This is a genomic window from Acinetobacter sp. YH16040_T, from assembly GCF_024605785.1.
Classification (GTDB): domain Bacteria; phylum Pseudomonadota; class Gammaproteobacteria; order Pseudomonadales; family Moraxellaceae; genus Acinetobacter; species Acinetobacter amyesii.
Map to the genome: position 1 here is coordinate 2,244,978 of NZ_CP094541.1, position 13,496 is coordinate 2,258,473.

At 40.6% G+C, this 13,496-nt stretch carries 12 protein-coding genes; 7 read left to right on the forward strand and 5 right to left on the reverse strand.

Features of this window, described 5'->3' with window-relative positions; genetic code table 11:
* Window positions 1-131: 131 nt before the first annotated feature.
* From purT to dapC, 3 genes are read left to right on the forward strand one after another with little or no spacing between them, the layout of a single operon-like run.
* On the forward strand, window positions 132-1,346 hold the full coding sequence (gene purT, locus MST16_RS11065; protein WP_171263820.1) for a formate-dependent phosphoribosylglycinamide formyltransferase: 1,215 nt from the start codon (window positions 132-134) through the stop codon (window positions 1,344-1,346).
* Between the two features lie 29 nt (window positions 1,347-1,375).
* Window positions 1,376-4,042, forward strand: a complete 2,667-nt coding sequence (glnD, locus tag MST16_RS11070; protein WP_168379649.1) for a [protein-PII] uridylyltransferase — start codon at window positions 1,376-1,378, stop codon at window positions 4,040-4,042.
* Window positions 4,043-4,066: 24 nt separating this feature from the next.
* Window positions 4,067-5,236: a succinyldiaminopimelate transaminase gene (dapC, locus tag MST16_RS11075; RefSeq protein WP_180012094.1), complete on the forward strand. Its 1,170-nt coding sequence runs from the start codon at window positions 4,067-4,069 to the stop codon at window positions 5,234-5,236.
* 365 nt (window positions 5,237-5,601) lie between these two features.
* Here dapC and MST16_RS11080 read toward each other — a convergent pair whose 3' ends face one another.
* From MST16_RS11080 to msrB, 3 genes are all read right to left on the reverse strand, one after another.
* Window positions 5,602-6,123 carry an energy transducer TonB gene (locus MST16_RS11080; protein ID WP_180067007.1) on the reverse strand — a complete coding sequence of 174 codons (522 nt, stop codon included), beginning with the start codon at window positions 6,121-6,123 and terminating at the stop codon, window positions 5,602-5,604.
* Between the two features lie 105 nt (window positions 6,124-6,228).
* Window positions 6,229-6,711 (reverse strand): glutathione peroxidase, encoded by a 483-nt coding sequence (locus MST16_RS11085; protein WP_180004104.1) that lies wholly within the window; start codon window positions 6,709-6,711, stop codon window positions 6,229-6,231.
* Complete coding sequence (gene msrB / locus MST16_RS11090) at window positions 6,708-7,127, reverse strand: peptide-methionine (R)-S-oxide reductase MsrB (RefSeq protein ID WP_180004102.1); 420 nt, start codon at window positions 7,125-7,127, stop codon at window positions 6,708-6,710. The genes MST16_RS11085 and msrB overlap by 4 nt, the downstream gene beginning before the upstream one ends.
* Window positions 7,128-7,355: 228 nt before the next feature.
* On the opposite strand from msrB, the gene MST16_RS11095 reads away from it, so the two are divergent.
* The 4 genes from MST16_RS11095 (at window position 7,356) to MST16_RS11110 (ending at window position 11,305) form a co-directional block, all read left to right on the forward strand.
* Window positions 7,356-8,786 (forward strand): pyridoxal phosphate-dependent aminotransferase, encoded by a 1,431-nt coding sequence (locus MST16_RS11095; protein ID WP_078189059.1) that lies wholly within the window; start codon window positions 7,356-7,358, stop codon window positions 8,784-8,786.
* Window positions 8,787-9,016: 230 nt separating this feature from the next.
* Entirely contained in the window at window positions 9,017-10,192 is a 1,176-nt protein-coding gene (locus tag MST16_RS11100) for a YbfB/YjiJ family MFS transporter (protein WP_180012098.1), read from the forward strand.
* 152 nt (window positions 10,193-10,344) lie between these two features.
* Window positions 10,345-10,749: a helix-turn-helix domain-containing protein gene (locus MST16_RS11105; RefSeq protein ID WP_257245707.1), complete on the forward strand. Its 405-nt coding sequence runs from the start codon at window positions 10,345-10,347 to the stop codon at window positions 10,747-10,749.
* A gap of 16 nt (window positions 10,750-10,765) precedes the next feature.
* Window positions 10,766-11,305 carry an IS630 family transposase gene (locus MST16_RS11110; RefSeq protein WP_257245708.1) on the forward strand — a complete coding sequence of 180 codons (540 nt, stop codon included), beginning with the start codon at window positions 10,766-10,768 and terminating at the stop codon, window positions 11,303-11,305.
* A 268-nt stretch (window positions 11,306-11,573) separates the two neighbouring features.
* Here the strand turns inward: MST16_RS11110 and MST16_RS11115 are convergent, their stop codons facing one another.
* On the reverse strand, window positions 11,574-11,729 hold the full coding sequence (locus MST16_RS11115) for a hypothetical protein (protein WP_180012436.1): 156 nt from the start codon (window positions 11,727-11,729) through the stop codon (window positions 11,574-11,576).
* A gap of 418 nt (window positions 11,730-12,147) precedes the next feature.
* The gene (gene icd, locus MST16_RS11120; RefSeq protein ID WP_180012438.1) at window positions 12,148-13,401 is read right to left on the reverse strand and encodes an NADP-dependent isocitrate dehydrogenase; all 1,254 of its coding nucleotides are present in this window, start codon (window positions 13,399-13,401) and stop codon (window positions 12,148-12,150) included.
* Window positions 13,402-13,496: the final 95 nt, after the last annotated feature.

Below are 13,496 nucleotides of genomic sequence, written 5' to 3' on the forward strand. Positions count from 1 at the left end.
AATAATTACACGAACGCTCCCCCATAAAGATATAAAAAAAATTGTTGGACAATATCATTTATTTATGTGAACACTCTCTTATCTCTCGAACAAGTTCTGCTATGCTTAAATTCCCATAAAATCAAGCATGGATGATTTACATGAGCGTCACTATTGGTACTCCACTTCAGTCTTCAGCGTATAAAGTCTTACTGTTAGGTTCTGGTGAACTCGGTAAAGAAGTTGTGATTTCATTGCAACGTTTGGGTGTAGAAGTTCATGCTGCCGATCGTTATGACCATGCTCCTGCCATGCAAGTTGCACATTTTTCTCATACTTTAAATATGGCAGATCCTGAGGCACTTAAAGCTTTAATTTCTCAAGTGAAGCCTCATTTGATTGTTCCTGAAATTGAAGCTATTGCGACTCAAGTTTTAGTCGAGATCGAAGAACAAAATATTGCCACTGTCATTCCTTCTGCAAAAGCTGTCAACCTGACGATGAACCGTGAAGGGATTCGCCGTCTAGCTGCCGAAGAGCTTGGACTCCCGACTTCAGCCTACCGATTTGCCAATACCCTTGAAGCGTTCCGTGCTGCATGCGATGACATTGGCTATCCAAACTTTGTTAAGCCTGTCATGTCGTCTTCGGGTAAAGGACAGTCACGTGTAAAAAGCTTTGATGAAGTCGATGCTGCTTGGGAATATGCACAAACAGGTGGACGTGTAAATCAAGGTACTGTGATTGTGGAATCACAAATTGACTTTGACTTTGAAATCACCCTGCTGACTGTTCGTGCAAAAAATGCAGAAACAGGTGAAATTGAAACATCATTTTGCGACCCGATTGGCCACCGCCAAGACGCTGGTGACTATGTAGAAAGTTGGCAGCCACAACTCATGACTGCTCTTGCTTTAGAGGAAGCCAAGCGTATTGCCAATAAAGTAACCATTGCATTAGGTGGATGTGGCATTTTTGGGGTGGAACTGTTTGTCAAAGGCGATAAAGTATGGTTTAGTGAGGTATCACCTCGTCCACACGATACAGGCCTTGTCACGCTTGCATCGCAATTCCAAAGCGAATTCGAACTGCATGCACGTGCCATTCTTGGTCTGCCTGTGAATACTGCTCGACACAGTACTGCTGCGAGCGCAGTCATCTATGCAGGCGTGGATGATACCAATTTATCATTTACTGGCTTAAATCTTGCTTTGGCTAATCCAGACACCGATTTACGCCTCTTTGGTAAACCAGAAGGCTTTAAACGTCGCCGTATGGGCGTAGCAACAGCACGCGCTGAAACCACAGATCACGCGCGTGAACTTGCTCAACATGCTGCACAACAAGTCAGTGTTCAACAAAACTAAGTTTGTAACACCTTAACGGACCACTGTTCATGATCAATACGCTTCCTCTGCTGAATTACATTAAAAGTAACCACGACATTCAGGCGATTAACCAATGGCGCTCAGATGTTGAAAATCAGCTACAGGAATGCTTTGAAAATGGACAGTCGATTCGTGATGTGATTTTGGCTCGTTCGAATCTAATCGATGAAGCCTTAAAGTTCTTATGGACACATGCTGAACTCGACCAAACCGATCTCGGTTTGTTTGCTGTAGGTGGCTATGGTCGCCGTGAAATGCTGCCATACTCCGACGTCGATATCATGATTTTGTCTGAAGATGAAATCAGCCCAGAACAAGAAAAACTCATCTCCAGCTTTATTTCAACACTTTGGGATGTTGGTAATTTCAAACCGGGCATCAGTGTACGTACTATTAACGATTGTGTTGCTCAAGCCACCAATGATTTAACCGTGGCAACAGCGCTGATCGAAGCACGTTTGATTGTGGGCAATGAACACCTAGCCAAATGGCCACGCCGTATCGTGTCACAGACATGGACGGATAAAACCTTCTATGATGCCAAAATGCAAGAGCAAGCCAAACGCTATGCTCAACATAACAATACCGAAAGCAACTTAGAACCCGATATTAAAAATGCGCCCGGTGGTATCCGCGACATCAACCAAATCGGTTGGATTGCAAAGCGTCATTTCCGTGTCAATCGCATCTATGACCTTGTACATCTAGGTTTTATTTCAGAGTTTGAACTTGGCGTTCTTGAAGAAACAGAAAGCTTTCTTTGGGAAATCCGTCATCATTTACATCGCTTAACCAAGCGCGACGAAAACCGCTTACTGTTTGATTATCAACGTGACATTGCCGCTAAATTTGGCTATCAGCGTGAAGAAGGCAAATCACCGAATTATCCAATCGAACAGTTCATGAAACGTTACTACCGTAGCGCTCAGCAAGTGACGACTTTGAATGAAATGCTTTTGGCTTATTTCAATGAATCGGTCATCACGCCACGCTTGCCTGACTATGAACGTAAGATTGAAGAGATCAATGCCAACTTCAAATTAGTCGATGGCAAATTGGCGGTGCAGCATCATAAAATTTTCTCTGAAAATCCAAGTGCTATTTTAGAAATTTTCTACCTCTTGGCGAATCGTCCAGAAATTGAAGGGATTCGTGCCCGAACTTTACGTCTATTGTCTCTTGCGGCAAAACGTATTGATCAAAACTTCCGTGACAATCCTGCACATCAAGCCTTATTTATGGCGATCATTCGCTCACCCTACCGTTTATACGACACCATGGTGGCGATGAAACGTTATGGCGTGCTCGGCAACTATATTCCTGCCTTTGGGCAAATCATGGGACTCATGCAATACGACTTGTTCCATATTTATACTGTCGATGCCCATACCCTGTTATTACTGCGTAATTTAAACCGTTTTAAAGAACCTGAATTTGCCAAGGACTTCCCTGTCGTTAGCTCTGTATTCCAACGACTGGCGCGCCGTGACATCGTATATTTAGCGGCAATTTTCCATGATATCGCCAAAGGTCGTGGTGGTGACCATAGTGAACTTGGTGCTGCGGATGCAATTGATTTCTGCCGTACCCATGGGTTTACTGAACGTGAATGTAACCTTGTCGCATGGTTGATTCAAAACCATCTATTGATGTCCGTTACTTCTCAGAAAAAAGACATTTCCGATCCAGATGTGGTGAAAGAATTTGCTGAGAAAATGGGTGATATGGAACATCTCGACTATCTCTACACCTTAACAGTTGCTGATATCAACGCAACCAATCCGACACTTTGGAATACATGGCGTGCATCACTCATGCGTCAACTGTATACACAAGCGCGTGATGTGATTCGTTCAGGTTTGGGTCGTCCTGTAGACTATCCAATGCTGATCGAAGACACTAAATTTGCGGCCAGCGAACTGTTAGTCAATGATTTTGCGCTCTACGATGTAGAAACTGTTTGGCAAGAACTCGGTGATGAATATTTCCTAAAAGAATCTGCCGATGAAATCGCATGGCATACACGCGCCATTTTAAAACATGGCAATAATGCAGAACCATTGGTGATGATGCGAGCACATCGCAAATTTGCACAAGATGCGGTACAGATCTTTATTTACACTCAAGATCAACCTAACTTGTTTGCGACCACAGTGGCTATTTTGGACAGAATGAATCTAGATGTTCAGGATGCTCGAATTATCACTGCATCCACTGCATTTAGTTTGGACACTTATGTTGTACTTGACCGTTTTGGCACCTTATTAACAGATCCTGAACGTGAGCAAACTGTTATTGAAGCGCTCAAAAAAGCCTTAAGCCAATCTGATAAGTATCCAGGCCTGATGCAACGTCGTATCCCACGTCAACTGCGTCATTTTGATATTGAAAATACCGTGAGTATTTCTTTCAATGAAGCACTTCAACAAAATATGGTTGAAATTGCGACACTTGACCATCCGGGCTTACTTGCTAAAGTTGGTGGTTTATTTATGATGCAAGGTCTAGATATTCACTCTGCGAAAATTGCAACGCTCGGTGAACGTGCTGAAGATATTTTCTATGTCACTAAAAAAGATGGCTCACCTATGAGTGATTCAGAAGCGGAAACGTTTGCTGCACAGTTAAAGTCAGCACTCGATGAAGCATCGAATCAGGTTTGTAGTCATCATTAACTTAAATTGATCGGTATCCATTCCATGAACTCCAGTTTGTCATTATTGCACCCTTATCCATTTGAAAAGCTAAATAAGCTATTTCAGGATGTGAAACCCGCAGATTTGCCTTTGATTCCCCTATCGATTGGTGAGCCAAAGCATCCTGCACCGGAGTTTGTGAAACAGGCCATTATTGATAATTTTCAGCACTTATCCACTTACCCAAACAGTAAAGGTTTACCTGAGCTCCGCACAAGTATTGCAAATTGGTTAACCCGTCGCTTTAAACTCAATAGCATCAGTGCAGATACCAACGTCCTGCCTGTATCAGGTACACGTGAAGCGATCTTCTCGTTTGTACAAGCTTTGGTTAAACGTGAAGATGCCCCTTATGTGGTGATGCCAAATCCGTTTTACCAAATCTATGAAGGCGCAACTTTACTTGCGGGTGCAGAGCCTTACTTCATCAACTGTACAGAAGAAAATAACTACCTTGGCGACTTTGACGCTGTACCAGCTGAAGTTTGGGAAAAAACCGCTTTACTGTTTGTCTGCACACCGGGTAATCCTACAGGTGCCGTACTCTCTAAAGAACAGTTTAAAAAACTGATAGCACTATCTGACCAATATAATTTTGTGATTGCATCTGATGAATGCTACTCAGAACTTTGGTTTGATGAAGCACCTATTGGTCTGCTTGAAGTCTGTGCTGAAATGGGTCGTGATGACTATAAAAACTGCGTGGTATTCCACTCATTGTCTAAGCGCTCTAACTTACCGGGTATGCGCTCTGGCTTTGTTGCAGGTGATGCAGCGCTTTTAAAACCTTATTTACAATACCGTACTTATCATGGCGCTGCGATGCCTGTTCAACACCAGTTGGCTTCAATTGCAGCTTGGGATGACGAAGCACACGTCGAAGAAAACCGCGTCCAGTACCGTGCAAAATTTGAATTATTCCAACGCGAACTGGGTCACCTACTACCATTACAAAAACCTGATGCAGGGTTCTACTACTGGTTAAAAGTGGATAATGATGAAACTTTTGCCAAAATGCTGATGGAAAAAGCACACGTTAAAGTGCTTCCAGGCCGTTATTTATCACGTGATACAGCACAAGGTAATCCGGGTGAAAACCATGTCCGCTTAGCTCTGGTTGCTGATATTACCCAATGTGAAGAAGTGATTCGTCGCTTAAAAGCAGTACTTTAATTGATTTAAAGTGTTTTGCTTAAAACAAAAAATGCCCCAAATTTGGGGCATTTTTATTTGAGTCATTTCTTAACAATCATTCAGAGCTAATCATCTAGCAATAATTATTTATAAACAATCATTAAGAAATCATTGAACACTATTAGAAATCAAATGTTGCACTCAATTTAAATGTTCGAGGTTCTCTCACTGTTAAACGCTGTATGAAAAATAAGTATGGTCATAACGAATTGTTGTAAAGCGTATAGACAAACAGACACTGAAAGGTTTTAGCTAGTTGCAAAGTAATATCTTTCTTTATCAATTAGATCCACCAGTAATAACAGATCATTTATGGAACTCAAAATTTGCCTTCTGCTATAAGCTTATTGAGGTGGATGAAGAGTAAATTCATATTCAACGGTATAACTGAGATTTTTATCAACCATCGGAATAGGTTCAAGTCGCGCAACCAATAGGGATTTTTGTACTTTTTGATCAAAGCTTTTAGAGCCTGAACTTGCGATGAGTTTTGAGCTACCAATATAGCCTGTTGCAGCAATCACAGTGAGCTGTAGTTTGACAGGATGCTTATATGTTTTCATTTCAGACGCAGACAGCACATATTGTGGTGCATTTACCCAAGAGACTTCATACATTTTCGGTTTGACATGTGGATCAATTACATCGGCAACACGCGTAGGTTGGTATTCTTCAACAGGTGTTTTTAATAATTGCAATAATGCATTGACCCGAGCATCTGTCGTGCGGTCTAGATTGCTTGCAACAACAGACATTTTTGTAGGTTCAGATGCACTTGGATTGCTATCTGCCCAAGCTATCCCCACACATACAAGTAAAAAAAACGTTAAAACACAAATTCGACGTTTAACCATCTGCTTAAACAATGTTATGACCTTCAAATAAAGAGACTTCAGTATAAACATCCAAAAAAATAAAGACGCTTCCGCGCCTTTATATCAACCTCAGTTCGGCCAATGATTCACTTCATTTTACTGAGCCAAAGCTTTTTCAATATCTTCATTCAATGTTTCAGGCTTGGTCGTGGGTGCATAGCGGTTAATAACTTGCCCATTTTTGCCAATTAAAAACTTGGTGAAGTTCCATTTAATACCATTACCCAATACGCCTTTCGAGTTATTGGTTAAATAACGGAAAATCACATGCGCTTCAGGGCCTTTTACATTCACTTTGGCAAACATCGGAAAAGATACGCCATAGTTTTTTTGACAAAATGCGCCAATTTGATCATTTGAACCCGGATCTTGTCCGCCAAATTGGTTGCATGGAAAACCTAAAACCTCAAAACCTTGATCTTTATATTGTTCGTAAATTTTCTCCAAACCAGCAAATTGAGGAGTAAATCCACATTTACTAGCGGTATTTACAATTAATAAAACCTGGCCTTCATAATCTGCAAAGGATTTATTACTTCCGTCCAGTAATTCTGCTTCAAACTGGTGAATGGTGGTCATGGATAAGTTTCCTCATCATTTTTTTGTTTTGTTTCTAATTCTAAGGATGCTGAATTAATACAATAACGCAATCCAGTCGGCTGTGGTCCATCAGGGAAAACATGCCCTAAATGTGCGTCACAATGATGACAAACAATTTCTGTTCTGACCATACCGTGTGTCGTATCTACATTTTCTTCCACCGCAGCAGGTTCAATTGGCTTATAAAAGCTCGGCCAACCACAACCGCTATCGTATTTTGTTTCAGAAGAAAAAAGCGGTTCCCCGCAACAACGACATACATACGTGCCAGCTTGTTTCGTATTCCAATATTTTCCAGTGAAAGCTTGCTCCGTGCCTTTCTGACGCGTTATGCGAAACTCTTCTGGTGACAATTCTCTTTGCCATTCTCTTTCTGTTTTATTGAGTTTTCCCATGATGACGTCCCTTTATATCGTGGTATTTAAAATAGGATAATCCTATATTTACGTCATTCATTCTTAAATTTCTAGTCTTTATTCAACAATTTACAAAATCTATATAATTACCAAAAAAGCAAAAAGTAAGCAAATATAAAATCGTGGTGAGCAAAATACCAAATTAAATGCTTTTTTGTGAGCAACTTTAGTGATAATCTTAGCCCTACTCTTGCTCAGGATAAAAAAATGTCGCAGAAAAAGAGCGTAATTTTTAAAAATCTGCTGCCCGTGATCAAACAATATCAACAGGCAGGGTTTACGCATGAAAAAATAGTTGCTTTACTCAGAGACGAACATCATCTCGATTTAGTAACGACCGAGACATTTAAAAGCTATTTATACCGTTATGCAAAAGTGACCTCCACTCTTTCCGAGAATATAAAAATGCCGAATACGTTTAACACCCCACGCGAAATTAAGAAATCGTCTAAGCTCGAGCATGTTTGCTACGACATTCGCGGACCAGTGTTGCGAGCGGCCAATGAGATGGAAGAGGCTGGCCATAAAATTATTAAATTAAATATTGGTAACCCTGCTCCTTTTGGTTTTGAAGCACCTCAAGAAATTATTAACGACGTGGCACTCAACCTGCCAAATGCAATTGGTTATACCGACTCAAAAGGCATCTTCCCTGCGCGTAAAGCAATTTGTCAGTACTACCAGCAAAAAGGCATTTTAAACATGCACGTCAATGACGTGTATGTCGGAAATGGCGTATCTGAACTGATCGTGATGGCAATGCAAGGCTTGCTCGACGATGGCGACGAAATGCTGGTGCCAATGCCAGATTATCCATTGTGGACTGCAGCAGTTAACCTTTCTGGCGGTACTGCCATTCACTATAAATGTGATGAAGAAAATTTCTGGTATCCAGATATTGCCGACATGGAAAGTAAAATCACCCCGAATACCCGCGGTATCGTGGTGATTAACCCGAACAACCCAACAGGTGCGGTTTACCCACGTCATGTGCTTGAGCAAATTGTGGCTCTTGCGAAGAAATACGACTTAATTTTGTTTGCTGATGAAATTTACGACAAGATCGTTTATGACGGTATTGAACATGTTTCTGTTGCGTCATTGGCAGGTGATCAGTTGTGTATTTCTTTCAATGGCTTATCGAAAGCATACCGAATTGCAGGTTACCGTTCGGGCTGGATGGCAATTACAGGCGATAAATCACGTGCGCTCGACTACATTGAAGGTTTAGACATGTTGGCGTCGATGCGTCTGTGTGCCAACCACCAAGCGCAATATGCGATTCAAACAGCTTTAGGCGGTTATCAATCAATTAATGATCTCATCCGTCCGGGCGGCCGTTTATATGAACAACGTAACATTGCTTGGGAAATGTTGAATGATATTCCAGGTGTATCTTGTGTGAAACCAGAGGGTGCAATGTACTGCTTCCCTAAATTGGATCCTGAAATTTACCCAATCCAAGACGATGAGAAATTCATGTTAGATTTCCTCCGTGCTGAAAAAGTGCTTTTGGTTCAAGGTACAGGTTTTAACTGGCCGACACCTGATCATTTCCGTGTGGTGTTCTTGCCTGCTGAAAATGAACTACGTGAAGCACTCACTCGTTTAGGTCGTTTCTTGGCGAAAATGCGTTAATTCATAAGTGCTTTAAAAATAAAAAACCGTACGCCGTGTACGGTTTTTTATTACTGTATCTTTAAATTTGACTTCTTACTGTACTCACACCACAGCTATCTTTTTGAATAGTTAAGTTTTTAATAATTTATTTTGAGCTTAGACCTTAGTCAAAACTTTAAGATCTGTTGATTTTTCTACAGCATATTCATGTTATTTTTTAACCAATCATAAAAATACATGAGTACAGGATGTTCTCTAACAAAATTAAACTGAGCCTATTTCTCTGTCTAAGCATGTGCCTAGGCATCGGGATATTACGTTTTTCCTATACCGCACTCCTCCCTTCAACCCGTGAAGCATTTGGTTGGAGCCCAAGTTTTGCCAGCATCTTAGGCAGTGCCAATTTGCTCGGCTACTTGATCGGTGCATTTTGGGCCATGAAATTACCCCAAAATAAAAGCATGGTGAATTATATCCAACTCGCAGCTATTGCAGGGACACTCAGTTTACTCAGTTGTGCATTTTCAGGTTTTTCAGAACTTTGGTATAGCACTTGGCGCGTTATTTCAGGGATCAGCGGCGGCTTACTAATGATCCTCTCCCCAAGTGTCGTGGCCCAATGTTCACAGCTTCAAGACCGCTTTAAAATCAACTTTATTGGTTTCAGTGGTATTGGCTTAGGGGTGTTAATGGCAACGCTATTTTTGCCTTACATCCAACAAATTTCGACAATGTGGGCTTGGTTGATTTTGTTTGCTTTTTCAAGCCTGATTTGTATGTTACTCAGCGTGCTTTTGAAGAGTTTTAAATTACAGCTCACAACACTCACCGCGATTCCTGCAGTAGAACATAAAGTCGATGGAATTTTCTATTGTCTCTTAATTGTGTATAGCACCAGTGCTTTTGCTTACGTGCCCCATTCATTATTTTGGATTGACTATTTAACTCACACCCTACACCTGAGCCCGATCGGGATCAATTTCAATTGGATTTTATATGGTCTGGGGAGTGCTTTAGGGGCATTTGCTGCTTACTGCCTAGCACAAAAACTGGGAAATATCAGCGCTCTTAAAATTTTATATAGCTGCTATGTCTTCGCGATTTTTATAGCAATTATTAATATCCATCCACTTTTTACTTTTTTATCTTCTTTTGCTACAGGCCTACTCAATCCAGCAGTGGTTTTTCTTACCTCTTATACCATTCTGCAAATCTATGGTAGCGCCTATAAAAAGCTCTGGAGTATTGCAACCCTGTGCTTTGCATCTATTCAATTGATTGGCGGTATAAGCTTTAGTTTTTTACAGCGAATCGGTATTGATTATTCACAGCAATTTATTTTGGCCGCATGCGTGCTCTTCATTGGAACACTACAACTCTTTTGGTTCACTCGCACTGCAAAATTAAGTAAGCATCTCGTCTAGGTAGATCACAAGACATTCAACTACATCACCAATCATGTATATAAGTTGACAAAAATAACTAATCATGCGAAAAGGTTTTTTTAGTTAACAGATGTTCACACATGCCTCGAATTGTTTCTGTACCACTTAGTTTAGAATAGCGAGAACGACTCATTTTTCTGGCCAAGCATGCAAAACATTGGCGTGAAAGACAACGTGCCCAAACTATTCTCTGGCTTTCTGAAGGTAAAAGTGTTGCGGAAGTTGCCACTCTACAAGAACGTATCCCAGAAACCATAAGGCTACAACGCCGACGTTGGGAATTGTATGAGTTTGAATCGATTAAAGAAGGTCGTCGCTCAGGTCGGCCCAATACATTGATCTCAGACTATCAGGCGAAAATCCTAGATTGGGTCAATACAAGTCCACTCAATGCAGAACAAATCCGAGTCAAACTACATGAAGAATACGAAGTGTCCGTGTCTGTTGAAACCATTCGTAAGTTTTTACGTGATTCAGATATGGTCTTCAAGCGTACCCGTCATAGCTTGAAAAAAAAGAGATCCGATTGCATTTGAACAAGCAACACAGCAGATTGAAAAATTACGAGAGCAAGCGGCACGTGGTGAAATTATATTAGGTTATGTTGATGAAACAGGGTTTTCATCTACACCTGATAACCGCTATGCGTGGACAAAGATAGGTGATGTTCATGCGGTTGATGCAATAAGATTAAAACGAGTTAATGTCATGGGGTGTTTGCTTTCAACGGGGAAACTGGTGACAAGTTGTTTACAAGAGTCAGTTACAAGCACTTGGTTTTATGCCTATTTAACTGGAATAGCTCAACAAGTAAAACAGACTTATAACCTTCCATTGGTTCTTATTGTTGATAATGCCTCGATTCATAGAAGTAAAAAGATGGCTGATTACAGAGAGCTACTTAAAAGTAACTTTTCGACGAATTTGTATTTTATTCCAGCTTATAGCCCTGAGTTAAATCGAATCGAGATGGTATGGAAGCAGATGAAATATTATTGGCGAGATTTTCAAGTCATGACAGCTGATAAAATAGAGCAATGGGTGGAGAAAGTATCAAACCAATTCGGAAAAGAATACATGTTTACTTTTTAATGACAACTTAAAGAAAAGACCTATTTAAATAGGTCTTTTCTTTTTGATAAATCGTGAATGGACTAAGCTTTTTTCAGCTTTTTCTTTAACTTTTTCAAAGCAGAATTATGCTTTGAAATTTTGTTCAACCTCGCTTTAATTTCCTTTTTAAGTGATTTGGTTTTCTTAGACAAATTCATCTCCTTCTCGTCTACGTATAAAACTTAAATTTCGATCAATTAAAAACCATTCGGCCAAATGAACTTTGACTCACAAAGTCTTTAGCCTATTAATGATGTTGTTGACGCTGATTTCGTTGATGTGGCTGTTGTTTCTGTTTCTTTTGGTCTTGTTGCTGTTGCTGTTGCTGTTGCTGTTGCTGTTGCTGATCAGTTTGCTGCTGTTGATCAGTTTGTTGGTTTTGTTGATGCTGTTTACGAGACATTTCATTTCTCCTTTTCATCACAAGTGTCGCAATGTACTACTACTAGATGTACTTCTACTAAAGGACAACAACCAATGTACCGCTAATTTTTAAGGATCCAAGCCGATAAATGTTTCGAATTACGTCATTGTAAAATCACTGGCGAATAATTAATTTGAAATCAATCCCCCTCTTTTTTTTGCATTACCTAAGTTCACGCTAATAGTGCGGTTTTAAACTTTTGGTAACATGACAAGCATGCCAGACCATCTGATTGATTGCGTGAAGTCACCTTTTGATTGCTGTTTTTTGAATGGTATTGAGAAGCTATGATTCTGTGTTTTTAATGTTTAGTCCTAAAAAAGGACTGAATGATTCAATCCTTTTTACCTAGCCTTTTATGCATCTAGCTTTTTTACACCTAGATTAGCAAATTAAGTTAGTCCATATGCTCAATGATGGCTTGTCCAAACTCCGAACAACGCAAGAGTTTTGCACCTTGCATGAGTCGTTCAAAATCATAGGTCACTGTTTTGGCTTCAATCGCCCCCGCAATACCTTTAATAATCAGATCTGCGGCTTCTTTCCAGCCCATATTTCGGAGCAACATTTCTGCAGACAGAATAATAGAACCTGGGTTTACTTTATCTTGACCCGCATATTTAGGCGCTGTGCCATGTGTCGCTTCATATACTTGCACAGCGCCACCAATATTGGCACCCGGTGCAATACCAATACCGCCAACTTCGGCCGCCAAAGCATCTGAAATATAGTCACCGTTTAAATTTAGGGTAGCAATGACTGAATAATCGGTCGGACGCATCAGAATCTGCTGTAAAAAAGCGTCTGCGATCGCATCTTTAATCACGATCTCTTTGCCAGTTTTCGGATTTTTTATTTTGACCCAAGGACCTCCATCTAGCAATTCACCACCAAAGCGCTCAAGTGCGACTTCATAACCCCACTCTTTAAACGCACCTTCGGTATATTTCATGATATTGCCTTTATGCACCAAGGTGACATTCGGCTTATCATTATCAATGGCGAATTGAATAGCTTTCCGAACCAAACGCTGAGAACCTTCTTTAGATACAGGCTTAATACCGATACCGCAATTTTCCTCAAAGCGAATCTTAGTGACGCCCATTTCCTCTTTAAGAAATTTGATCATTTTCTTGGCTTCAGGTGAATCTGCTTTCCATTCGATCCCAGCGTAGATATCTTCTGAGTTCTCTCGAAAGATCACCATGTCTGTACGTTCAGGATGCTGAACAGGTGAAGGAACGCCCTTAAACCAACGGACAGGACGCACACAGACGTAGAGATCTAATTCTTGACGTAGTGCAACATTTAGCGAACGAATGCCACCACCGACAGGCGTCGTTAACGGCCCTTTAATTGAAACCACAAATTCGCGTAAAGCCTCAAAGGTTTCTTCGGGCATATAGGTACCATAAATTTTATTGGCTTTTTCACCACAATAAACTTCCATCCATTCTATGGCACGTTTTCCACCATAAGCTTTTTGTACTGCGGCATTCACCACAGTTTTCATCACGGGCGTGATATCGACGCCAATACCATCGCCTTCAATAAATGGAATAATTGGATTATTGGGAACATTGAATGATAAGTCTGAATTTACTGTAATTTTTGTCCCATCCACTGGAACGACGATCTTTTGATAACCCATTTTTATGACCCTCCCTGAGAAGCGAGTGAAAAAATAATTGCTGTTTGATAAGACTTTTAATTGCGCTTCACGCATAATACTCTAAAGCAAATCTA